Source organism: Bradyrhizobium sp. GCM10028915 (genome assembly GCF_042666195.1).
GTDB lineage: Bacteria > Pseudomonadota > Alphaproteobacteria > Rhizobiales > Xanthobacteraceae > Bradyrhizobium > Bradyrhizobium canariense_D.
The window spans coordinates 1-21,950 of the sequence record NZ_JBHTFN010000023.1; the positions used below are offsets into that span (position 1 = coordinate 1).

The 21,950-nt window shown below is 59.9% G+C and carries 27 protein-coding genes, 1 tRNA gene and 2 pseudogenes; 11 read left to right on the forward strand and 19 right to left on the reverse strand.

Annotation, left to right across the window (positions count from 1 at the left end; translation table 11 throughout):
* Together ACFQX9_RS14560 and chpT are read right to left on the reverse strand one after the other, a co-directional pair.
* Positions 1-221 (reverse strand): Hpt domain-containing protein (locus ACFQX9_RS14560; protein ID WP_377789056.1); only part of this gene is annotated, 221 nt, incomplete at its 3' end.
* 197 nt (positions 222-418) lie between these two features.
* A complete protein-coding gene (gene chpT, locus ACFQX9_RS14565; RefSeq protein WP_018458347.1) occupies positions 419-1,072 on the reverse strand; it encodes a histidine phosphotransferase ChpT in 654 nt (217 codons plus the stop codon).
* Between the two features lie 171 nt (positions 1,073-1,243).
* On the opposite strand from chpT, the gene ACFQX9_RS14570 reads away from it, so the two are divergent.
* Positions 1,244-2,071 carry a 3'(2'),5'-bisphosphate nucleotidase CysQ gene (locus tag ACFQX9_RS14570; protein ID WP_085348586.1) on the forward strand — a complete coding sequence of 276 codons (828 nt, stop codon included), beginning with the start codon at positions 1,244-1,246 and terminating at the stop codon, positions 2,069-2,071.
* 15 nt (positions 2,072-2,086) lie between these two features.
* Here ACFQX9_RS14570 and ACFQX9_RS14575 read toward each other — a convergent pair whose 3' ends face one another.
* Entirely contained in the window at positions 2,087-2,572 is a 486-nt protein-coding gene (locus tag ACFQX9_RS14575) for a YHS domain-containing (seleno)protein (protein ID WP_026233560.1), read from the reverse strand.
* A gap of 139 nt (positions 2,573-2,711) precedes the next feature.
* Here ACFQX9_RS14575 and ACFQX9_RS14580 point away from each other — a divergent pair, with 139 nt between their 5' ends.
* The 3 genes from ACFQX9_RS14580 (at position 2,712) to ACFQX9_RS14590 (ending at position 4,966) form a co-directional block, all read left to right on the forward strand.
* The gene (locus ACFQX9_RS14580) at positions 2,712-3,317 is read left to right on the forward strand and encodes a DUF1134 domain-containing protein (protein WP_018458350.1); all 606 of its coding nucleotides are present in this window, start codon (positions 2,712-2,714) and stop codon (positions 3,315-3,317) included.
* Positions 3,318-3,436: 119 nt separating this feature from the next.
* On the forward strand, positions 3,437-4,735 hold the full coding sequence (locus ACFQX9_RS14585; protein ID WP_247337937.1) for a hypothetical protein: 1,299 nt from the start codon (positions 3,437-3,439) through the stop codon (positions 4,733-4,735).
* Between the two features lie 156 nt (positions 4,736-4,891).
* A tRNA-Val gene (locus ACFQX9_RS14590) sits at positions 4,892-4,966 on the forward strand.
* 174 nt (positions 4,967-5,140) lie between these two features.
* Here ACFQX9_RS14590 and ACFQX9_RS14595 read toward each other — a convergent pair.
* The 5 genes from ACFQX9_RS14595 to ACFQX9_RS14615 all read right to left on the reverse strand — a co-directional run bounded on the left by ACFQX9_RS14595 (position 5,141) and on the right by ACFQX9_RS14615 (position 9,684).
* Positions 5,141-5,380, reverse strand: a complete 240-nt coding sequence (locus ACFQX9_RS14595) for a hypothetical protein (RefSeq protein WP_377789059.1) — start codon at positions 5,378-5,380, stop codon at positions 5,141-5,143.
* Between the two features lie 34 nt (positions 5,381-5,414).
* A complete protein-coding gene (locus tag ACFQX9_RS14600; protein ID WP_377789061.1) occupies positions 5,415-6,284 on the reverse strand; it encodes a nucleotidyl transferase AbiEii/AbiGii toxin family protein in 870 nt (289 codons plus the stop codon).
* The gene (locus ACFQX9_RS14605; RefSeq protein ID WP_377789063.1) at positions 6,277-6,864 is read right to left on the reverse strand and encodes a transcriptional regulator; all 588 of its coding nucleotides are present in this window, start codon (positions 6,862-6,864) and stop codon (positions 6,277-6,279) included. Before ACFQX9_RS14605 ends, ACFQX9_RS14600 begins: the two co-directional genes overlap by 8 nt.
* A gap of 529 nt (positions 6,865-7,393) precedes the next feature.
* Positions 7,394-7,753, reverse strand: a complete 360-nt coding sequence (locus ACFQX9_RS14610) for a hypothetical protein (protein ID WP_377789065.1) — start codon at positions 7,751-7,753, stop codon at positions 7,394-7,396.
* Between the two features lie 1,730 nt (positions 7,754-9,483).
* Positions 9,484-9,684: a hypothetical protein gene (locus ACFQX9_RS14615; RefSeq protein WP_377789067.1), complete on the reverse strand. Its 201-nt coding sequence runs from the start codon at positions 9,682-9,684 to the stop codon at positions 9,484-9,486.
* A 179-nt stretch (positions 9,685-9,863) separates the two neighbouring features.
* Here ACFQX9_RS14615 and ACFQX9_RS14620 point away from each other — a divergent pair, with 179 nt between their 5' ends.
* Complete coding sequence (locus ACFQX9_RS14620; RefSeq protein WP_377789069.1) at positions 9,864-11,378, forward strand: DUF2235 domain-containing protein; 1,515 nt, start codon at positions 9,864-9,866, stop codon at positions 11,376-11,378.
* 1,035 nt (positions 11,379-12,413) lie between these two features.
* Complete coding sequence (locus tag ACFQX9_RS14625) at positions 12,414-12,701, forward strand: hypothetical protein (RefSeq protein WP_377789071.1); 288 nt, start codon at positions 12,414-12,416, stop codon at positions 12,699-12,701.
* A 14-nt stretch (positions 12,702-12,715) separates the two neighbouring features.
* Here ACFQX9_RS14625 and ACFQX9_RS14630 read toward each other — a convergent pair whose 3' ends face one another.
* Both ACFQX9_RS14630 and ACFQX9_RS14635 read right to left on the reverse strand, forming a co-directional pair.
* Complete coding sequence (locus tag ACFQX9_RS14630; protein WP_085357391.1) at positions 12,716-12,895, reverse strand: hypothetical protein; 180 nt, start codon at positions 12,893-12,895, stop codon at positions 12,716-12,718.
* A gap of 174 nt (positions 12,896-13,069) precedes the next feature.
* Positions 13,070-13,282 carry a helix-turn-helix domain-containing protein gene (locus tag ACFQX9_RS14635; protein ID WP_377789074.1) on the reverse strand — a complete coding sequence of 71 codons (213 nt, stop codon included), beginning with the start codon at positions 13,280-13,282 and terminating at the stop codon, positions 13,070-13,072.
* Between the two features lie 592 nt (positions 13,283-13,874).
* Here ACFQX9_RS14635 and ACFQX9_RS14640 point away from each other — a divergent pair.
* Together ACFQX9_RS14640 and ACFQX9_RS14645 are read left to right on the forward strand one after the other, a co-directional pair.
* The gene (locus ACFQX9_RS14640) at positions 13,875-14,096 is read left to right on the forward strand and encodes a hypothetical protein (RefSeq protein ID WP_377789076.1); all 222 of its coding nucleotides are present in this window, start codon (positions 13,875-13,877) and stop codon (positions 14,094-14,096) included.
* Positions 14,097-14,098: 2 nt separating this feature from the next.
* Positions 14,099-14,320: a hypothetical protein gene (locus tag ACFQX9_RS14645; RefSeq protein ID WP_377789078.1), complete on the forward strand. Its 222-nt coding sequence runs from the start codon at positions 14,099-14,101 to the stop codon at positions 14,318-14,320.
* 871 nt (positions 14,321-15,191) lie between these two features.
* Here the strand turns inward: ACFQX9_RS14645 and ACFQX9_RS14650 are convergent.
* Both ACFQX9_RS14650 and ACFQX9_RS14655 read right to left on the reverse strand, forming a co-directional pair.
* Positions 15,192-15,617 (reverse strand): annotated as a pseudogene (locus tag ACFQX9_RS14650) (hypothetical protein).
* Positions 15,618-15,637: 20 nt separating this feature from the next.
* Positions 15,638-15,859, reverse strand: coding sequence for a hypothetical protein (locus tag ACFQX9_RS14655; protein ID WP_377789080.1), 222 nt, complete (start codon positions 15,857-15,859; stop codon positions 15,638-15,640).
* 187 nt (positions 15,860-16,046) lie between these two features.
* On the opposite strand from ACFQX9_RS14655, the gene ACFQX9_RS14660 reads away from it, so the two are divergent.
* The 3 genes from ACFQX9_RS14660 to ACFQX9_RS14670 all read left to right on the forward strand — a co-directional run bounded on the left by ACFQX9_RS14660 (position 16,047) and on the right by ACFQX9_RS14670 (position 17,531).
* On the forward strand, positions 16,047-16,439 hold the full coding sequence (locus ACFQX9_RS14660) for a hypothetical protein (RefSeq protein ID WP_377789082.1): 393 nt from the start codon (positions 16,047-16,049) through the stop codon (positions 16,437-16,439).
* A gap of 376 nt (positions 16,440-16,815) precedes the next feature.
* A complete protein-coding gene (locus ACFQX9_RS14665) occupies positions 16,816-17,199 on the forward strand; it encodes a hypothetical protein (RefSeq protein WP_377789084.1) in 384 nt (127 codons plus the stop codon).
* Between the two features lie 206 nt (positions 17,200-17,405).
* On the forward strand, positions 17,406-17,531 hold the full coding sequence (locus ACFQX9_RS14670) for a hypothetical protein (protein WP_377789086.1): 126 nt from the start codon (positions 17,406-17,408) through the stop codon (positions 17,529-17,531).
* A 761-nt stretch (positions 17,532-18,292) separates the two neighbouring features.
* Here the strand turns inward: ACFQX9_RS14670 and ACFQX9_RS14675 are convergent.
* The 7 genes and pseudogenes from ACFQX9_RS14675 to ACFQX9_RS14705 all read right to left on the reverse strand — a co-directional run bounded on the left by ACFQX9_RS14675 (position 18,293) and on the right by ACFQX9_RS14705 (position 21,284).
* On the reverse strand, positions 18,293-18,445 hold the full coding sequence (locus tag ACFQX9_RS14675) for a hypothetical protein (protein WP_377789088.1): 153 nt from the start codon (positions 18,443-18,445) through the stop codon (positions 18,293-18,295).
* A gap of 21 nt (positions 18,446-18,466) precedes the next feature.
* Positions 18,467-18,631 carry a hypothetical protein gene (locus tag ACFQX9_RS14680; RefSeq protein ID WP_377789090.1) on the reverse strand — a complete coding sequence of 55 codons (165 nt, stop codon included), beginning with the start codon at positions 18,629-18,631 and terminating at the stop codon, positions 18,467-18,469.
* Entirely contained in the window at positions 18,628-18,984 is a 357-nt protein-coding gene (locus ACFQX9_RS14685) for a HipA domain-containing protein (RefSeq protein WP_377789092.1), read from the reverse strand. The genes ACFQX9_RS14680 and ACFQX9_RS14685 overlap by 4 nt, the downstream gene beginning before the upstream one ends.
* Positions 18,981-19,511: a HipA domain-containing protein gene (locus tag ACFQX9_RS14690; protein ID WP_377789094.1), complete on the reverse strand. Its 531-nt coding sequence runs from the start codon at positions 19,509-19,511 to the stop codon at positions 18,981-18,983. The genes ACFQX9_RS14685 and ACFQX9_RS14690 overlap by 4 nt, the downstream gene beginning before the upstream one ends.
* Positions 19,512-19,552: 41 nt before the next feature.
* Positions 19,553-19,756 (reverse strand): annotated as a pseudogene (locus ACFQX9_RS14695) (HipA N-terminal domain-containing protein); the annotation flags it as partial.
* Positions 19,753-20,040, reverse strand: coding sequence for a helix-turn-helix domain-containing protein (locus tag ACFQX9_RS14700; protein WP_377789095.1), 288 nt, complete (start codon positions 20,038-20,040; stop codon positions 19,753-19,755). The pseudogene ACFQX9_RS14695 and the gene ACFQX9_RS14700, both read right to left, overlap by 4 nt.
* 1,010 nt (positions 20,041-21,050) lie before the next feature.
* Positions 21,051-21,284 (reverse strand): hypothetical protein, encoded by a 234-nt coding sequence (locus ACFQX9_RS14705; RefSeq protein WP_377789097.1) that lies wholly within the window; start codon positions 21,282-21,284, stop codon positions 21,051-21,053.
* Positions 21,285-21,950: the final 666 nt, after the last annotated feature.

A 21,950-nucleotide genomic window follows, 5' to 3' on the forward strand; every position in this document is an offset into this window, starting at 1 on the left:
TCACGGAATTTTCCCATCAGCGTCTCGCCGGCATGCGCCAGCGCTTCCAGTCGCGGCAATCCGAGGAAGCCGCACGTGCCCTTGATGGTGTGGACCAGCCGGAAAATGTTATCCAGGATCTTGGCGTTGTTCGGCTCCTGTTCGAACTTCACCAGCTGATTGTCCACGGTGTCCAGGCTCTCGCTGGTTTCCGTCAAAAACTCCCGCAACAGATCATCCATGAAAACAGGCCTTCATACAGGGAGGGCGCGCACACAAGACGTGATGCGCCAATTCGGAATGGGGCCAGCTTCACCGCAAAGCGTTTAATAATGGTTGAGTATGTGGAAAAGAACGGAACCAACAAAGAGATAAGGCGCTCCGGACAAGCCGAAGCGCCTCGTAAAGATTCGATTAACGTTTGAGAGCGGCGGCGTGTCTACGACGCGATAATGGTGATGGCCTCGCCTTCGTGCGCGAGCCTCACGGTCAGCCCGCAAGCCTCTGCCAACAGCCGCGTATAATAAGGCTGGATCGCATGTGCATCCGCAGCCGGGCCGCGCTCGCCGCTCAGGAGCTCGGAGATGTTCTGCGGCAGGCGCGCATTATGTCCGGTCGCGGTGATGCGGAAGCTCATGGTCTCGCCCTCGCCGATCGGATCGATCGTCAGCGTGCCGCCGCGCGGGATCGTGTGCTGCGAAACGACCAGCATGTTGAGCAGCAGCTTGACGCGATTCTTCGGCAGCAAGATCCGCGGCAGATTCCAGGTGATCGAGCACTTGCCGTCCTCGATGTGGCCGCGCGCCATGGTCTGGGCATCGCCGAGATCGATCTGCGCGCCGGACGAGCCGGCCGCACCAAAAGCGAGGCGGCAGAACTGGAGGCGAGCGGAGGCGGTTTTCGCGCTCTTGCGTATCAAGTCGAGTGCGAACTCGCGGTCGTCGGGCTTGGGATCGTCGTCGAGCACTTCGAGCCCATTGACGATGGCGCCGACAGGGCTGATGAGATCGTGGCAGACCCGCGAGCACAGCAGCGCAGCGAGTTCGAGCGCATCTGGAGCGGTGGCGGTAGCGGGTGACGAAGCGTCAGACATAAAGGGTTCCTGGAATTGCACGGCGCGGACGCGGCGAATCAAGCATGCTTGACGAATGCCGCAGGTTCTAACATTCGCTGGCACGTGGCAGCTAGCTTGCGATCGGTTCGAAGCGGCCCTAATGCCGCGGCGAATCACTCGCTTAGGGATGGAATTGCCGATGAATGAGGCATGCAGGTGAAGCGGATCATCGACGGCGCGGCCGCCTCCCACCTGATGGAGCCGCTCACCGCCCTGGTGGTGAAGGCGGGCGAAGCCATCCTCGCGGTCAACCGCGCAGCGATGCGGGTCGACGGCAAGCAGGACGGCTCGCCGGTGACCGAGGCCGACCTTGCGGCCGACCGCATCATCGCGGACGGGCTGGCACAGCTTGCGGGCGACATCCCGACGCTCTCGGAAGAGCGGACCCAGCTCGCCTCGCCGCCGTTCCGCGCCAGCTTCTTCCTGATCGACCCGCTCGACGGCACCAAGGAGTTCGTCGCCGGGCGCGACGAGTTCACCGTCAACCTTGCCCTGGTGACATCGGGCGTGCCGCTGCTGGGCATCGTCAGCGCGCCGGCACTCGGGCTGCTCTGGCGCGGCATCGTCGGCCGTGGCGCCGAGCGCGTCGGGTTCGACGGCGCAACCATCGGCGCTGCCGAGCCGATCCATACCCGCAAGCTGCCGCCCCTGGGCGAACCCTGGATCGCCGCGGTGAGCCGCTCGCATGGAGATCCCCGAACCGAGGCGTTCATCGATCATCGCCCCAGCGCCGTCAGAAAGGCGGTCGGCTCGGCCGTGAAATTCGGACGGATCGCGGAAGGCAGTGCCGACATCTACCCCCGCTTCGGGCCCACTTGTGAATGGGACGTCGGGGCCGGCTACGCGGTCGTGACCGCGGCCGGCGGCAGCGTGACCGATGGCAAGGGCGGCGCGCTCCGCTTCGGCGAGCGGCACGATGGCGGCTTCATCATCCCGGAGTTCATCGCCTGGGGTGACCCGCAGGCGGCAAGACTCTGAGGTCGTAAAGGGCGCCTACTGGCTGAGCTTGTCCTGGAGGGCCGGCCAGCGCTTGCCCACCTCATAGAGGAAGCGCTCGGGATTGGCGGCGAAGGCGTCGCGATTGGCTTCCCGGCTGAACAGATAGAGCCGCTGCGCCGCGATCGCGAAGAAGCGGGGGTTACCGGCGATGATGACGCCGCGGGCGATATCGACCGGATCGTAGCCGCCGAACTGCGGCCCGTAGACCTCGGGATGGGCGAGGAAAGACGCCCGGTTGCCCTCGTTCCGAAAGCGCCAGACGGCGCCCCACAGGTTCGCCTCGAACTCGGCCGTCCCCTGCACGGCCGTGCCAGCGACGAAATAGGCCACGGGGTCGAAGCCCTCGATCGCCACGCCGCTGAAGCGGTTGACGACGATCCGCTCGGTGGTGGCCGCCTGCGCCGGCAACCCCGCGCAGAGGATCCAAATGCCCGACAGCATGCAGACCAGAAGGCCGATCAAGGCAATTCCGGGGCGCAAAGGGCTGGCTTCCTGCCGTTGTGCCGTCATAGTTGCTGCGGATAACATCCGAGTCGAGGGGACATCCGGCGCATCCTAGAGCCGCGCCTGTTGGCGCCAAGTTAAGGAAGCGACCGGATTCGATACCAGGGGTTCTTTTATGACTTTCGCATCACGCCTTGCCGCAGTCGCGCTTGCCGCGATGGTCGGGTGGATCAGTCCGGCTTCCGCCCAGCAGCCGCCGCCGCCCGACTTGCCGCCGCCGCAGCGGACCCAGACGCCCAGCACCTATGGGCCGGACGAACTCGTGAACGCCGGGCATCGCTTCTTCGGCAACGTCTCGCGCGGTCTCGCCTCGATCATCGAGAAGGCGGTCAGCCAATGGGGCCTGCCCAACGGCTATATCCTCGGTGAGGAAGGGTCCGGCGCTTTCGTCGCCGGCCTGCGCTACGGCGAAGGCACGCTCTACACCAAGAACGCCGGTGACCTCAGGGTGTACTGGCAGGGTCCCTCGCTCGGCTTCGACTGGGGTGGCGACGGCGCGCGCACCATGACGCTGGTCTATAATCTGCCCGCCACCAACGCGATCTACCAGCGCTTCGCCGGCCTCGACGGCTCGGCCTACATCATCGGCGGCTTCGGCATGACGGCGCTCACCGCCAACAACATCGTGCTGGTGCCGATCCGCTCGGGCCTCGGCCTGCGGCTGGGAGCCAATATCGGCTATTTGAAATTCACCCCGCGCGCGACCTGGAACCCGTTCTAGCGTTCCGCTTTCCCCTCCGGCGACGGATCAAGGTTAACGACATGTCGGGGCTGGCTTTTTGCCGGCCCCGCATGCAATGTCCTTGGTAAATTTTTCCTTAGCTTTGGGAGTTCTGGCCCATGGTCGAACCGATCATGTACCTGGCGATCGGTTTCCTGCTCTCGATGCTGTGCGGGCTCGCGATCGTGCCGCTGGTACATAACCGCGCCGTGCGCCTGACCACGCGCCGGCTCGAGGCCGCCACGCCGTTGTCGATGGCCGAGATCCAGGCCGACAAGGACCAGCTCCGCGCCGAGTTCGCCATGTCGGCGCGACGGCTGGAGATGAGCGTCGACCAGCTCAAGAACAAGACCACGAGCCAGCTCGCCGAGCTCGGCAAGAAGAGCGACGCCATCAACCGCATGAAGATCGAGCTCGGCGAGAAGAACGCCACGATCTTCGCGCTCGAAGCGCGCGAGAAGGCGGTGAAGGAGCAGCTCCGCGCCACCGAAGAGGAATTCAACACCAAGACCGCAGCCCTGCGCGCCGCCGAGCTCGCGCTGACCGACAAGCAGGGCGAGCTCGCAAAGATCAATTCCGAACTGTCCGACCGCTCGATGATGGCGGAGAGCCGTCAGGTCGAGCTGGTCGCGGTCCGTGCGCAGATCGAGGAGCTGAAGCACCGCGTCGGCGACGCCGAAAAGGAATTTGCCGCGACACAGGCGCGGCTGGCGCAGGAGCGCACCGAGTCCGAGACCGCTTCGCGCGAGCTCGGCGACGCCCGCGGCCGCGTCGAGAATCTGAGCCAGCGCGTCACCGACCTCGATCGCCAACTCATCGTGCAGGTGAAAGAGGCCGAGATGTTGTCGGGCCGCGTCGGCGATCTCGAGGGACGCCTTGCCACGCAGGGCAAGCTGCTCGCCGAACGCGACTATGAGAACAACCAGCTCCGCCAGGCCAACGAGGCCAATGAGCGCATCATCAAGGAGCTGCGCGTTGAGATCGCGGCGTTGAGCGGCGGCAAGTCCTCGGCCGCAATGGAATCGATCCGCGCGGAAAAGACCGCGCTCGAGGAGCAGCTGCACACCGCCCGCGACGAGCGCGCCAAGCTCCAGCGCGACATCAACGCGATCCAGCAACAGGCCGAGAGCTCCTGGGCGACCGAGCGGATGGAGAACGCGCTGCTGCGCGAACGCATCAACGACATCGCAGCCGAGGTGGCCAAGCTCGCGATGCAGCTCGAAGGGCCGAACTCGCCGATCGAGGCCCTGCTCGCGGCGGAGGCCGGCCAGCCGCCGAGGCCGGCGCCACGCCCGGCCAACGACGCCCCTGCCAACGGCACCGCCGCAGGCACCCTGCCCGAAGGCGGCGGAACACTGGCCGAACGCATCCGCGCGCTCCAGGCCCACGCCTCCCGCGCCCGCCAGCAGGGCGCGTAAGCGGCCCCAAGATGGTCTGACCGCCGAATTGCGGGTCCGGAGGAAGGTTTTCCGGCCCGGCAGCGCCTCGAAACTTGACACCTTCGGCCTGCACTTCTAAATCGCGGGCTCCAAAGCATCGGCGGCCGAAACTCGGGTCGCCTGCATGATGGTTTCGGGTGCATAGCTCAGCGGGAGAGCGTTCCCTTCACACGGGAGAGGTCCAAGGTTCGATCCCTTGTGCGCCCACCATTAGTCCCATAACTACAACAACTTAGCGGGTTGCTTCCCTCGCATTGTGCCCCGAAAAGTCTGGGGCATAACAGGGGCACGTGGCAAAAAAGAATCGTCCCTCTACCTTCGGCCGCCGCTCCGACCCCGATGGCGAAAGCTCGTTAGTGTTTCACGACGAGAGACTTTCCAACTTCACAGCGACGGCATGGCACTGTCGGCATCATCGAAGAGCGGTTCGATTGTTCCTGCCCATGCGCCATTTGGTTTGACGTGGTGGCCGTTGGTGATCGCGCCGAATTGCTTTGGTGGCGCTCGAAGCGTCTTACCGTCCCATGCAATTCTTGTGACACTGCCGTCTTTGTCTTTCCAAAGTTCGGACAGACCGCGTGGCCACCAGTGGTGCAGAGCGGACTTAAGAGGCTTACCATTCATGCCGACGGTTCTGGTCTTCCGACCATGGCAGATCCTAGCCTTGGAGTTTCCGTGCCGCTTCCGCGTGTGGCATCAGGAACGCGGCGAGCGTCTCGACGACGCCCTTTAGAGCACCCGGATCGATTGCGACGTCCTGGATGAAAGCTGTCCATTGCTGGATCTTGGTCGGGTCGTTCGCGAAAGTCTCGCTGAGAGCGTCTGGCCGCTCAGTTGGAATCTGTGTCTTTCTGCGGTCGAACGTAGCGCGTATTGCGCGAGCGAGCCGGTTATCTTTGAATTCATAAGTACGCGCCAGAACCCAGATATCGTAAAAGTCTTTCAAACGCGTATTGGCGAGTCCAAGATGGACCATCGCCTGGAGTTTCTCCGCGATGACCGTCTCCGGCGGATAGGCTCGCAGCTTGGGAGCCGGTTGATCGAGCAACGGCCGAAGCTCGATTTGATTGAGTCCAGGCTCGGTCGCGTCGCCATAGCCGATATCAACGACGATACGCACGCGAGCCCCATCAATCGTCGCGTAGCATTTGAGGCGGAGCCCGCTATATCCTGAATCGTCGCGAACCGTGTCAACCTCGAGGGTGCCTGTGTCGAACGTCACGCCATCGTCGGCTTGGATGGAACCAATTTCCCTGAAAAAGCCGAGTGTAAGCTGCGGATCGCTCTCGCCAAATCCAAGCAAATCAAGATCCCGGGTCGGCCGATGCGGATCGTCGAGCCAGTGGCGCAGCAGCATCGCGCCTTTGAGGACGAACTTGTCCTTGTACTTGCTGATGCTGAGCCGGTAGAGCAATCTTTCAAGCGCATACTGCGTGAGCAGGAGATCGAACGGCTCGTTCCGCTCTTTCGCAAGGTTGAGCAGACGGGCGCGGACCGAAGCCGGGACATTCTTCAGCGGCTTACGCATTGACAGTCAGCGTCTCAAGGCGCGGCTGAACGACTTTTTCCCATATGCCGGCCTCGACCGCGTACTTTGCGATTTCGGACGGTGTCGCTTTGCGTAGCCTGAGCGCGTCTTTCATCGCTTGCGTGGCATGTGCGAGACCTGCGGGCGCGTTGTAGAAAGCCTTCTGACGTTGGCCACTCTTGAAGAGATCAACGATCGTCTTGGCCGGCACATAGATCGGTACTGAGACCCCTTCGATGGTGTGACGCTCAATGCCCTTGTCGAACTCCTTGGGACCAATTCGCGCGATCTCAATGCGGGGGTTCGTGATCTTGGGTCGCCAGTCGCGCGGGCCAATCGCCATCCACACATAGGGAGGGATACGGTCGGTCAGCTCATGAAAGGCGAGCGCGGAGTCGTAACAGATGACGCCGTTGGGAATGAGTTTCGCGGCAACGGCGAGTGAGTGGTTGCCATCCAGCTGGGCATCAGGGAGCTGGTAAAGGCCGCGACTGAGTTGATTGACCGCAGCCTTTTGCTCCATTCGGGAAATGGTTGCGGCCGTGATTCCTTCCTCGAGGAATTCGGAAAGCCGCATCATTCCCCGCTTCTGGAGAAGCGAGATCGCCCTATCCTCTTGGCGCTGCGGTTCCTTTGTCATGGAACCTATATGATACAAAACCTTGCAGATGTCAAGATATTGCGCGATGATATGTATCTTTTACTCTCATATCTATTTGAAACTAATGGAGTTTAGTTTATTTCATTCTCTGGCCTGGTAGTTTATCTTACAAAGGGGAATCAATCTAACGTGCTCAGCCCTACTGCCGGATCGGGCTCCTCATAGACAACATGATCATCCTCAACGGAGAAGGACCGCTGCGTTGCGATTCCCGAGGGCAGCCGTGTGGTGTAGCAGCGAACTAGCCAAGCTTCTCTCGAGCTTTCGGCCGAGATCCAAAAGCCGCCGGGTACGGCAAGGCTTCGCAGTTTAATAAAACAATTGTTTCTGTATGATTGTTAGCTTTTAGCGAATCGACGAGGCACGCGGTGCAATGCGTTGTGAGTTTACCGGCACGTTGGATTAATATCTCTTCATTTGAAGGTGCATTGCGCCATTCGTGCGGATCTCACGAGCCAGGAACGTACAGTGTCGTCTTTGATTTTCCCGTGGCTGCAAGATTATGGTCGACGCCGCGATACGGTTGCTGTCGCTTGCCAATCAACTCGCCTCGACGACGCGGCGTGTCTGTCTGAACTTCGAAGAAGGCGAAGCGGGCACGATGGGCTACCTCAATCGGATGGGCTTTTTTGACCATCTCTCCGACCAGGTGGAGGTCATCCCTGCCTGACCAGATTACTCGGCAGCTCGGATACATCGAGGTGGCAATAAAGCGCTCGTCGAAATCGCCCGAATCAACAAGGATGAACGCGACAACGATCTGCCGACCCGATTGACGAACTATCTTCGCCGAGCTTATCGACAACATTTTTGCTCACAGCGACACCCAACTGGATGGGTATCCCTTGTTTCTCCCGGCCCTAGATGAAAAACCTTTGCGTTCAACAAAGACGGCGCGATCAGTCAAGCTCGCGTCATCCTGACCGATGGCGGGATCTACGACAATCTTGGCCTTGGCTGTCTCTGGCCGGACCGTTCGCGTGATGTCAGCCTGAATGTCGTTTCCGTCGATACAATTATTTGCTGCTCTGCAGGCTATGGCTTACGCCAAGAACCGCCGAGCCAATTCCTTCCGGCTCGCATGTTGAGCGTTTTCAGCACATTATTTGACCGTGCCCAGAATGCGTCGATTCATCGGCTTCACGACGCGCAGCGTTTCGGACTGATCAAAAATTTCATCTTTCCATATCTCGGGCAACTCGATCGCCAATTGCCCAACCCTCCTCCGGATTTGGTTCGCCGGGAGGAAACTCATTCGTATCCTACGAACTTCAACGCAATGCCGGTCGATTGGATAGATCGACTAAGCCGGCGCGGCGAGCAGCTCACAATCTGTCTGGCGCGCGCGTACTTGCCGCATCTCCTCAATCATCCGTCAAAATTGAACCGCGCTCAAACTGCCTAGGAGCGTGCCATGCTGCGCGGAGCCGCCGACAGGGTTTGGGAGTCATGTCAAAGTTGTGAGTCCAAACGTCGCGCCTCAACCGCACCAGTCTCGCACTAGAATAACGCGAACGAAACGCCGCAAACGCGATCGAACTCGAACGACCGCAGCAAAATCAACAAAGCTGGTCGATAGGCTGGCGCCCATAACGGCCTGGTTGCTGGTTCGAGTCCTGCGAGCACTTATCGGAAATTCGGCCGCGCTAGATTTTTGACTCGAAATGTTAGGCCCACGGAATTCAGGCGGCCGGAGGGCGTGGCCTGCGACCCACGCCAACGCTCCCGAACGAAAGCAGCAAGTGACAAGCGGATGCGAGCTAACGTCAACTTCCGCATCAGGAGACGAATGGAATCCGTGGCGCCTACACCCATGCCGCCGAATTCAGGCAAGAGCGCCGTGCTGTTGATGCAGTGGTGGGAGCACGGTCGTGTCATCAAAATGAGTGCCTGAGGAAATGCGCGTTCAAAGTGGTGTTGCCCCCTTAAATCGCGCGTCCACTAGTTCGACATATTGGTGTCAAGGAGCGCCAAAAGTGAGCGCACCACTACTGGTCGCCGACGTCCGATCGTTGTCGTGACGATACGCCCAGTTCCTATCAACCCGTAAAGATTCGTGCGTCCCAAGCCCGTCACTACGCATGCATCGTCAATCCTGCAGCTGAGCCGCTGGGCGAATGGCATCGTACTCGGTTCTGCGGCATTCGGAGCGGATAGATTGACTTATGACTGTTGTCCGCCAGTTTTCTCTCGTCGATTATGTCTCACGTGGCCCTCCTATTCGCACAAAACTCGACAGGACAAGAGTTGATTGTGCGACGAGCACCGTCAATGCGAACAGCCTCTTTTAGCCTGCGGCTTTGAAGGCGCCATTACGTCGTACGCTTGAACGCTGCGTGATAGCTCGCCACTAGATGGGCTTCTTTTCTGCTCAGCCTTCCAGGATATTCCTCTGGTCAACCCCCAATTGCGGTTGCCCAGCTGAAGTCGTAGTGAGCGCTCAACAACTTCATCGCGACAACAGCGACGAGAAGGGAGATGATTTGCAACAGCGTTCTGGTCGAGAACACTCTATTGAAGAGTGTCATAATGCCGCCTCTAGCGCTGGTGACCGAGCCGGATTCCAAGCTTGAGCGCCTTTTGGCGCAGTGAGCCTTCGGAGCGCTTTGTGAGCTTCGCGATTTTTGCAACGGGTGTCTTTGCTTTCGAATGAGCGCGCAGCTCTTTCACGTCAGCCTTTGTGTATTCACGACGCACAGTTTTCTTCTTTGTAGGCGACTTCTTTGCGTTCTTCGCCACTTTTAGCTCCTCGATTCGAGAGTGGGCGTACTAGCACAGCCGCATTGAGGCGCAACTCTCGATCAGTTGACTCTATATCTTGGTCCGGGCGCGCTGCACGCAAGTGAGCCAGCTCACAGTTGGTCTCACGCAATCTGTGATATAGATTGGCTTTTGGCGCACTTTTGGGGATGGTGTGAATGCCGAAGAATATTGTGATCTTTTCCGACGGCACAGGTCAGGCCGGCGGCATCAATTTCGAGGAAGCACGGACGAACGTTTACAAGCTCTACCGCGGCTGCCGCGTCGGCCCGGACACGAAGGTCGAACCATCCGAACAGGTCGCCTTCTACGATGCCGGTCTCGGTTCTGCGTCCGATGGCGGTCATTTCAAGATTGGCTGGATGCGGTGGCTATACAATCTCGCCAGCATGGCGACGGGCCTCGGGATCACTCGGAACATTGTCGATTGCTACGCCGCGATCATCGCCCTGTATGAGGAAGGCGATCGGATCTTCCTGATCGGTTTCAGCCGGGGTGCCTACACGGTCCGATCGGTTGCCGGCGTCATGACCTATTGCGGTGTCCCGCGCCACATGCCCGACGGCTCGCCCTTGCGCCGCGACCCAAAGAGCATCCACAAGCTGGCCGAGCATGCGGTCAAGGATGTCTATCAATTCTGTCCATCCTACTCGCGCAAGATTCTTGGATACCGGCGGTTCCTGCTGGACACTCGAGATGCAATCGCCGCACAATTTAGACAGCAATACGGCAGTACGACCACCGTCAACGGCGCCGAGCACGCGAACGTCTTTCCCTACTTCATCGGCGTATTCGATACCGTCGCCGCCCTCGGCCACAAATATCTGGGCACAGCGCTCGTGGCCACCGGCATTGCGCTACTGATCGGGTTGCACTGGCTCGGTGGCTTCCTTCAGCCGATCTTCCCATGGGCCGGATGGGCGACCTGGATTCTGAGCTACCTCGGCATCGCCACAGCGCTGATTGCCTTTCTCATGAACTATCTCAAGGTCGCGCCGCCCTTGACCGGCTACGGCTTCCTTAAACGTCTCCGGACTCTGCATTTCGCTCCGCCGAAGCACAAATTCTACGACACGACCCTTAATTCCAATGTAGGCTACGCCAAACATGCGATCTCGATCGACGAGAACCGCGGCGATTTCAAGCGCGTCGGCTGGTCGCCTACGGCTGACAAGCAAGACAAACGAGACGCGCACGGCAATCTTTACTTCGAGCAGGTCTGGTTTCCGGGCGTGCACGCCGACGTCGGCGGCGGCTATATCGAGAACGAGGCTCGGCTCTCAGACGTCGCGCTCAACTGGTTGCTCGCCGGAGCTTCGCTCATTCCGGGCGGCTTGAAACACGACGGCAGTGTGCTACGGCTGTCGCCCAATCCCGCGGGTCCCCAGCACAATGAGCAGGCGGGAGGCTTCCTCAAGGCCGGGGTTCGTGACCTGCCGATCGACCCCGAGACGGACGAATCGAGATCACCGATGCACAAATCGGTCTATCGGCGTTTCGAAGCAGCGTCCGTTCTTCTCTACGATCGCATGGCGGCCTACCGCCCGGACAACATGACGGTCCACGTCGACTTCAAGCATTACTTCGATGGGAGCACGGCGCAGCTGCCCCAATGCGTCGCCGATGACATTGAAAAGAAGTGGGAAGATGCCGGCCATGTCGGGCGGCTCTGACCCAGATACAACATTGAGGAAGAGGTTCTGTCGGGCGGCCTTCGAGACGCCTTTGGCCTCCGCGGAGACGAGGAGAGCACATCACAATGCCGAGCGTGGACTCGCCGCCCGGCCGTCAAAAACACCGTTTGAAAAACCGATTTAGGTTCGGCCTTCTCAAACGGTTTCTCTCGCTAAGGTCTTGATTTGTTTGGTGGGCGCACCAGGGCTCGAACCTGGGACCCGCTGATTAGGAATCTGCCGTCGATGCCGGAGGATTGCCCCGCAAGCCATGCAATCTAGACGTTCCGCCTATTCCACGTCCGGGCGGTCCTCAGTTACTTTGCCGGCGTGGGTTGGGAGATCGCGCCTATGCCGCAGGGGTTTGTCTGCGTACTCGTTTCACCAAATAGCGATTCCATAAAAATCGGCCGCACCGAACGGCCGGTCGCTGAACGCCTTCGAGGAATAAATGGTGGTGAGGCGTACGCTCCCCATGGTCCGTGGGAATTTGTCCGATTTCGTGCATGTCACGGACTGCACCCCAGTAGAGAGCGCGCTTCACCGTCACTTTCGTACCCGAAACGTGGCTCGGCCAACGTGCTGGGATGTTCAACCGGCCGACTACAGCTGCTGAGCGTGCAGTAAGTGTGAGGTTCGACGAGGATTTTGCAAAGGCCGAACGCATCGTCGCCCTCCACGGACTTCGGCGCGCAATGGTCGCTTATTGGGCTGATGCTCTGGCCGATCTTCGCGAGAGGAATGCAAAGAGCGCCTACGCAAGGTACCAATCCTACGATTGCGGTGTCGCAGTTGCTCGAATATTAAAAGAGCACGAGGCAAGATGGTGGTAGCCGAGCGATGCAGCGATCCTTCAAGGACGGGAGCGCCTTGGGTGGGGCGCCCGCCAGCGCCGGCGGGGCCCACGCTGAGTCCATTGTCTCTTAAGGTACTTTGTCCTGCCTCAGCCGGTTGGATTGTGCTCGGCGATGTACTTTCGGTTCTCATGGTCGCCACCGTGCGGAAGCTCGGCACACACCTGCTCTGGGACCGTCCATGTTTGCCCTTGCCTGCGGTGAGATCATGAGCTTCCGAAAATCGATCTACGAACCATTGCATCAACGGTTGTTGAGCGCGCCTGGACAAATCGTTCGGCTGACCTTCACCGAAATGGACGAGATACCTGGGAGAAAGCTTCCGGCATCGGCACACAAATTCACAGCGTGGTGGAGCAACGAAAGCTTCATGAAGGCCGGGCACACCCAAGCATGGGCGTGGATGAATGCGGGATTTCGTGCGCATGCTTCGATCAAGAACGACGCCGTCGAATTCCGCCGAGCTTGAACGATCCGTACAGCCTAGCGCTCGTCGAAGGTCTTCGCACGCTGGAACAATACGGATTGAAGTCCGGTGATGATCAGCTTGTTTAACGTCTGGCAATTGTCCGGCGACAGGTAAGGAAGCTGCCGCGCCGTTTTCGATTGCTCGATCGCGGCAGAGACCGCGACACGCAATTCATCATCAGTCGGGCTGGTCATCGGTCGACCTCAATGCGATCGCTTGCAGCCTGGCGCCTTTTGAAGCTGACGCAATTGAACCTTCGATGCACCGGTTGAGGGTTACTTCAGCAAGGGCGAACGGACCGTTTCGGATCGCTACCTCAATTCCGCTGCGGACGTGATCTTGCGACCCTAGCGATGGAAGTCGCTCGATCACTCTAGTAATTGAGCAAAGACTTTCCCACTCGTCCTACTCGCTCGCCCCCGCTGTTTTTGAAAGCGCTGCAAGCGAGCGTAAACCGATTGGCGGGTGCGGCCTAGCCGTTCGCCGATCTCCTCAGCTGTGGCACCTGCGCCAAAGAGCGAGAGCAATTCCGCCTCTTCGTCCGGCAACCACGGACGTGTCGATGTGCGATCGTTCGTCATTCGCAATGCCCGCAATGCCTAAATGCGCGGCGGCGCTGGCCGCCGCGGCGGGTTGGGAAAGCGAGCTGACCGCTCTGAGCGCGGGGGTGCCGGCAAGCGGCTGGGCTCAGGCGCGCGATTACCGCGCGTCATCCACGCTGCTAGATGAGCGTAGCTTCGCCTGAGAGCCGGAAAGAACCAAGCAGATGGGTCCTCGTGATCCATGCCGCAGACCAATATCCATGAACCATTTAGAAAACATTGCCGGATCCGTAACTGATCGTAAACGATGCGATGGCAACAAACGGCTATGGAAACCGAACGCCCGCTTGAAACGATAGGTGAAGACATCGGTCGGCACGAAAAGCGCAGGCCGCTTTTTAATCAGTATCACCGGCAAATGCTCGATCCTCTTCGTGACCGCGACTGGGTGTCTTCTTCGAAGCTTCCCGATCACCCCGGAACAACGCTCGCTCTTTTACGAAACGGATGGATGGAGCGACGCTCAACGGGCGAAGGTGTCGAGTATCGTATGACCGAAGCCGGTCTGACAGAACTTAGCCGCCCCCGATAACCCGCAAACCGGTGGGAAACGACGAACGTGTCAAAGGCCATGGAACTGATCGTCGCCGGCTACGTGAAGGTACGGGACCATCGCGCGCTGACGGACTTGCTGGCACATCGTCGCAAGGTGCTCGACCAGCTGCAAGCCGTGTCGGGCATCAACCCAGAAAACGCGGTCAGAGCGATCCAAGATGAACTGGCGGTGATCGAAGCCGGCCTAGACGAACTTAAACCTCCGCCCGATTCGCTGCCTGAGAACGAGTGGGGCTAGCGATGCGCGTTAATAAGATCAATTGGGACAGAATCGGCCGGGTGACGGAGCCGGGTCGATATAAGTGCTTTTTCGGATATCTAAACGTCACGTCAGAGGACATTGAAGTGTGGACGCGTTACCCCGACGCGACGTTCACCTTGATCACCCAAATGGCGGACGAGCGAGCGGTGGGCGAAGCTTACCGTCTAGGCGCGTTCGATATCGGCAATCCTGACCAATAGAACGATCCGTCGCGACCTGACGCCGGCGCGGCGGGCGAAGGCTGCCGGCGCCAGAGCTTCCAATTGAGCGCAAGGAACTGGTAACGCAAACGACAAAATGTCGTCTGCGTTCACGACGGCACGGTTTCGAAGACCGGGCAGAACGTCAAGACCGTTCAGCGCGGCGCCCGGTGCGGCGAAAAGCCAGGCCCTGATCTAGACCGCGTCGCCGGGACGAGGCTGGACAAGGGCGCCGAACTGGACGCGCTGGCGTGCTGTCGCCCACAGCAGCGCTTGTTCCAGATTTAACTTTCCGCGGCGACATCAAGCTTAATCCGCGTCTTCGATTGCATCGGAGCTACGGAGCGCTAGCCTCTCTGCACCGGACATTGCCCCGTTCGGGTTCACCATGGCGAGCCCGTCGCGCCAAGATATTCGGCGCGGCGCCTTCGTTTATCCGCCATAACCGTGCGAGCTTCATTTGGCGAGTAAGCCCGACGACGACCGCTTCGATCTCGTTGAGATGCGACGACAGATCACGAACTTGCGCTCGCAACATTCTGAGAATCTTCTCGTCACATCGCGATTGAAACCGCTTCGTGGTGAAGATTGCTTTTCTCTCAGAGCCAAAAGATGCGGCGCACGCTCGACATGTTCACTCTGAATTCGCGCGGACCCTGCAACGTGTTCTAGCGGTCGCCGCGCGGGACCAATCCGTCACGCCATCAGGCACCGCCAGGCGGCCCAAGTAACACTAACGCGCGGATGTTCTTGCGCCGGCCGACAGCGGACCCGATGCTGGATGCAGTCGCGAAGTCGTCCTCGTCTCGCGTAACGGCGCCTTCGCGGCGAGGGGTCGCCGCCGTCACAAGTGGCGGCCCCGCCGTGCGGCCTAGTAAGCACGCCGCACTACTCGGGGCAGGGATGGCCGTCTCGGAGAAAAACGGCGGGCAAGCGCGAGCACTGCGGCTTCGTCGGTTTCGAGCGCGATCTTCTGGGAGAGCATCACGTCGCCAACTGCCAGCGGCCGTTCGGGAATGAAACACCACCCGGTCTTAGGTCGTCTTTCTTCATCAGGCTCCAAAACATTGCCCATGGAGCCCTGATAAATTCGATATCGTCACCCGGGGTGAGAGCCCGTGACTTCGAAATAACGCTCGTCATCAAACTGCGCACGCTGATCCGGAGATAGCCAATCGCGCAAAAGACGCCGCGCACGCGCTTCCGGCCCATTTTGCTCGATGAAGCTCCGATCCAGCGAACGCAGGGAGCGCAAACGCGCACTGCTGCCGACGCCGTCGCGTCTGAACAAAAACATTGCTGTGCCCACGAGGGTGGCTAGCCGCCGACGAGCCGCGGGTAGAACAGCGTCTCGTCCGCAGCCGGATCAAATGTCCGTACGGCCTTGAGATCGCCGGCCGGCGTCCGAGTAGCAGCGGTAAATCCTTGGTCTGTCAACTTCTTAAAGCGCCGCTCAGCCTTGGCCAGCCCGTCGGGGTCGGTTTGGCCAAAAAAATGTCTGCTGTCGCCTGTGTGGTCGATCACGATCTGGGTAGCCATGGAAGAAAACTCCGTAAGTTCTAGCCCTAGCGTGGAAGAACCTCGCGGCGCCGGCTGGTGTTCCTAGTATGAAGAAATTTGCTTTGTTTCCCATTAGGCTCCCTGACCGGCATCGACGAAAACCTGATCCGTCGCGACCTGACGCCAGCGCAGCGCACCGAGCTGATCGCGAAGTGGAAGGCGGCATATGACGCCGTGCATCCGCGCCCGCAAAACTTCTATTCCTGGTTACATCGAGCGCTACGACCCCACGCTCCGCGAGAATCCGCCGCGCGCGAGGGATGGGTCTACGAGATCAAGGCCGCCGGCTGCCAAGCCCAACTGCATCTGCATGAGGGGGACGCCAAAGTCTAATCGCGTATTCCTCGAGTCTCTGACCGCCGGCACCCTGAACTTCTTCGATCTCGCATCCCTGGCCAAGCCTGCCGCCTTCCCAGCTCAGCTAGTCGCCATGCGGCGCATCAGCTGGGTCGTCTACGCCAAACGGCCGTTCGGCGGCGACGCGCAGCTGCTGGCCTATTTCGGCGGCTATCCCATCGCGTGCAATCGCCAACAGCCGGCTCGTAGCCCTCGACGATGATCACGTCACCTTCACCTCGATGGACTACCGCCAGAACGGCGCGACAAAGATCGAGCTCATCCAAAGGATCGAACGCGAGAGCGGCGCCTCGACGATGCTGGCCATCTCCGCTTGGGAATGTGCCTCAATGCGGCGGAGATGAATCGCGAGCCAACGACCGGGTCGCGTATTGAGCTGGTCAACTATCCGATGCTTTTCAAGCTCAAGGCCACCGCCGCAGAATAAGACCGGCCTCCATCTCGAACGCGGTGGCTCGAGCTGTACGAGTCAGGCGCCGATGTCCGGATATTGAAGAAAGAGGCTGCCAACCGAGATAGCCTTACTGATAGCAAAGCACTTTCATTGACGGCTGTATCGTCAGCCGGCAAGCAACGAGATGAGCCGCTCCAGCTGGGTTGGCGGCGCTGGTGCTTGCCGCGATCAATGTTCTCGTGATCCGGGATTCGGTGCTGGCGCGGCTCTCAGACATTGCCCAGGCGAGCGATCGTTATCAGAACCGTGGACATCGGAGGCGAGCTGCCATCTGCGCGGCCACGACGAAATCGGCCGCCCTGCGCGCGCCGTGCAGAACTTCCGCGCTGCTGTCGCTCAAGTTTTTGAGCTCGAACAGCTTGAATTGAACCTCAGCAAGCAGCGCGACGCCGCGATGGCCGAGCGCGACGCGTTCAACGACAAGTACCAGGCCCAAAAGCGGCAGCTCTCCGCCGCTATCAACAGCATGTCGCAAGGCCTCATCATGCTCGACGGCAAGGACGTGTGATTGCAACTGAACAGCAACTAGCGCCGGATGTATAATCTGCCCGAGACCATCAAGTCAGGGTCCTCGCTCGAGGAGATCCTGCAGCACGGGCTGTTCAGCGGCGACATCAAAAAGTACGTTTCGGCCATTCTCGTTCGCATCGGAAAGAGGAAGCCGTAACCTTACGACGTGATGCTCAACGACGGCCGGATCGTCTTGAACGGCCTATGGATGACGGCGGCTGGGTCTCCGTCCAGGAGGACGTCACGGAACAGCGGCAGAAGGAGCGTATTCTCGAGCGTACCGAACGGCTGCTCGCCACCGTCGTCGAGAACGTGGCGAAAGTATCATAGCCAAGGGACGCGCGCAGTCTGCGCTATCTGTTCATCAACAAAGCGGCGGAACAGCAGATCGGCATGTCGTGCAGCGCGTGAATTGTAAACGGCCGAACTGATCGAAAAGCGCGATCAGCAGCTACTTGCGGCAAGCCGGCAGCTCGAGCCTATCGTCGATACGATCTACAATCCAGTTCGTGGCCGCCAGGTGATCTCGTGGAGGCGTTTGCAGATAGGCGCCCCGGGGAGGAATCGCACATGTTCGTGAGTATGGTCGAAGACCTCTCCGATCAGGTTGGGACCGCCGACTAGCAGCCGGCTTTGCGTCACCCTCTGCGCAGGCGAATGCGGGCACGGTCAATCATTTCTGTGCCAAATGGTTGGCTTCCGCCCGAGGAAGAGCGCTCCACCAGTGCTGGGCTAGCTTGTCAGGTGTGTCGCTCTCGCAACGTCACAATTTTTCCATTGGCCTTCGAGTCGTTTTTGACTTCACAGGGTGGCGAGTCCGGCTTTTGATTATGGCGGATCCCGGGGGTAAGAGCTTTTATCTGAGCCGGGTTCAAAAGGCTGCTGTCCAGCGCCAGCGGTCTCTTCGTTAGCTTCATCGGGAGAGTTCGTCCAATGCCGACCCAAATATGGGCTCTCGCCACGTCGGTCGGCTGGACAGTCATCGTGGCCGCAATCCTGCTCTATTTGATCTTCGCCCCGGCTAATCCGGCGCCTATCTGCCGGAGCCTTGAAGGGACACGTCTAACGTGAGGTGATGGCAGCCGCAGTGACTACACGGGTGCATCGGATCGCGAGCAACCACCGATCATGCTCGACATGGATATCGGCGTGCCGATCGCGGTGATGTTGATGCTGGTGCTGCCGTTGACGTCGACAGCGACATGTCGATGATGATAGGCAGCCTTGCTGCTGACCATCATCATCCTGCTGGCGGCTCGTCTGAGCTATATCCCTCCGAGCAGTCGACGGCATTGCTTGGCTCTGGCAATCAAGTGGTCGGCGAGGCGCCCGATGATGGCGTTGTCCAGTCCGTCCTTCTGCGCTTGCTTCCGTACGGCGGCTACAATGTCCGGAAGCTGCTCGGCCATGCAAATCAGTTCGGCGATCACCTTGTCAGGATCGAGGCGCGTTTCGCGCGCGAACCTCTGCCAATCGCGCGAACTAATCTGGGGCTGAGCTTGTAATCACCGCCGATTTTCATCGCGAGCTTGATCTTCTGCAGATCGACGTCATCGTAGGGAAGAATGCTCGCAATGTCGTAGAGCGGGGCGAGCCGTACGTGACGGCCTCCGGTCAGCAGCAGCGAATAATTTTTGGCATGAGCATCCGTACCCGCAATCAGCCAATTGAAGCCGAGCGCGTCGACAAACGTGTCAACATCGGCGACGCGATCCGTGGAGTAGGTGCGCAAAAGCTCAATCACATCGGCAGGGCTTGGTCCGCCATCGTTTTGATACTTCATGGTCGGCAGGATGCCGAGCGCCTGGCAGATATCTTCCTGGTGGAGACACGGACGATCTCGTTCCCACTGAACTGCCGGTCGTAGCGCTCGATGACGATGGCGATTTCGTTTCCAAAATGCATCACCTGGGTGTCGGCGACGGGCAGACCGAGATTGCGCGCAAGTATGAGGCAGATGTGTTCATTTTCCGCGTGTCCATCGAAATGGCCGGTCGGCGGTTTGAGGATATGCGTCGTCGGAATGCGCCCAGAGGGAATTCCCCATTTGCCTTTTTGCAGAAGCAAGGCGGTTTTGGGTTGGGCACCCGCAAGACTGAATTGTCCGGTATCGCGCGGCAACCGCCATGCGGCGTGATCTTCGCGTAGAGTTTGCAGGCGATTGGCGATCGCCGTTTCGTCAAGCCATTCGACCTTGTCGTGGGCGCCGGTTCGCAAGGCCTCCAGCCGATCAGGCGTGACGAACTGAATGGCACCCGCGCAGTCCTCGCCGACATGGGAAATAAGGGCAAACACGTTCCGCGCGGACACCTGAAATCTTCGGGCCCACCGTCTTCGAGCACGCGTTCGTTGTCGGGCAGGAGTCCCCACAGGAAAGCCTGCGCGGCGCAAGGACCGTGCTCTTCGGCCGCGAGGGGCATGGACAGCGACAGCGGATAGGCTCCCTCGGCCTGGCGCCAGCCCTTGTCGTAGACAAAGGTGAGCCGGCCGCGGGCGTCATTGCGCAGGCGGCCGATTTCCTGACCATCCAGCAGAGCAACAAGTTCGCTGGTCAAGCCTTTTTCTTCCTGGCCTTGGCCACGATGGCGTTGATATCGACGGCTGGCCTGGGGGCCTCGCGGGCGGGCGCTTGTTCGGTGCCCGCATCCAGGCGAACGTCCAGGGCATCAAGGGCGCGAAGGATCAGCCCGAGCTCAGCGCGCGCGTGACCGTGCTCAACCTCGATCACCCACTGGCGGCTGACGCCAATGCGTTTGGCAAAGGTCGATTGATCGAGTTGCAGCTTCTTGCGCCGGTCGCGAAGGACGGCGCCGAGTTCGGCCGGGGTGCATATGAGCATGGGATTTCCAAATGTCAGCGTTCGCTTACTTTAACATATGTCAGCGTTCGCTGACAATCGTAAAATGTCACCGCTCGATGACACACTCGAATGTCATCGAGCGCCGACATCTCTACGTGTGACTCGAGGCGAATCGGCGTGAGCGGCAGGACGTGGCCGGTGTTCAATCTCGCAACTGGCCAACAATCCCGGACGCTGGGGCACGAGTTTCGTTGGGCGCTCGATCGGCGCGAGTACTGTTGTGCTCGATGCAACCTTCGCCGAGGTACCTGCTTTGCGGGTCTTTTGATGCTCCGCGCTTGCCGGTCTTGGCTGTGTTGTCCACTGCCGCCATGAGTTGGCGCCAGGGCAATGGCGAGCTGGAAATGGTTCTCGAGACCGCGTCGCCAGAGCAGACAGTGCTCGTTTCAGTGACGACCCGCCGTCCGGTGACGGACATCATATGGGCCGCCTTCAATCATCAGCTTGCCAGTTCATGCACCGCTTCTCGCCACCCGTTGCCGTTGAGCCTGGGGCCCGACTTGGTTCGGATCGCTCCTTTTGCCTACCTCGCTGGCGGCGATGGTGACGACTACGACGAGATCCCCTGGCAACATTGTAAAGCGGTAAGAACCAATGGAGCCGGGAGTCCGCTTTCGGCATCCCCTACCCGGGGGCGGCTTATGGTCATCGCCCCTTCCAGATCGTGATGCTACTCGGGCGTATTGACCAGTTGCGGTGCCGTAGCGCTCGCATGGCTCGCAACCAAGGACCCAGTTCGGACCCCTCCTGGATCTCGACCGAGTATCACACCTGTTTCGAGCATTGGCGGATCGGGTCTCACCAGCTTGGTGGTGCTCACGCCCGCATTCGGATCAACTGCCATTTGGGAGTCTCGTTCAAGCAGCTCTCGCAGGCGCTCGATGCGAGCGAACCGGAATGGATGGACCAGTTTGATCATCGGGCTAGGCCCCTCGGGTCGAATGCGAACAATCGGACGATGAAAACGACGAGCGTGCGACGGGTGACGCTCATGAGTCGAGCTGTCGTTTCTCCGCTGAATGCCAGTCCGCACCCTGGAGGCGGATCATCTCCCGACGGGACCGCTCGATGAAGATGCGCTCAACGCATAAGCCGGCTGTAACTGAAGCCGCCAGCGCAAGGCCGCAGGCCATATAGTCATTCATGAAATTCCAAAACATGTTGCAACCGGCAACTCCTACAAAAGTAATTGCCATGAGCATATTGCGAAATGCCTTAACCATGCTGCCCCCAGTCAGTCAGGAACTTCTAGCATTGCAACCACGGCGATTGGCAGCGTTTGGCCCTTGTGATGCGCCGTCTTTCTGCTCGAACAGCCCGGATCCGGCCGCGCTGTCGACGTGGGCTCGCCCTTCTTATTTTCGGAGGGCACCCCGGAACGGGGCAGTGATAGCGACGCCGGCATACTTTATCACGGCAGGCCCTTCCCGAGTGCCCCGGGCGAGGAGCTCCGCATGCCTTCGCGCGAGGGATCGACGCGGCATGGCCTGCGCCGTTGTGCCGTGGAGAAGAACGGCGTGTTCGAAGTATGGAGCATGCTGGTTATGGCTCTTTCTTAATCGGCGTTCGGCGGGCTCGCGGCCAGGTCTGCCGATCACCGCCACCGCAAAGTAGCGCAAGCGATGGCCCGGGGCAGTGATGCCCGCCGGCCATTCATGACGTCTGCGTCGTCTAGGGCTTAGTGGACGACGAACGCTGCCACCAAGCCCGCAATCATCCACTAATCGTTTCGTCAGACCTTTTGGTTAGCAATTTAACCGATATACGGGAGGATTACGGCGCGGACTGCGGATTCCGACGAAGTCGCCCAGGCGTACCGATATGAAGTCGCCCGTGGATTCCGAGACGATGTCGCCCACCTTTCCGATTTGATCTCGCCCAGCGGCGAG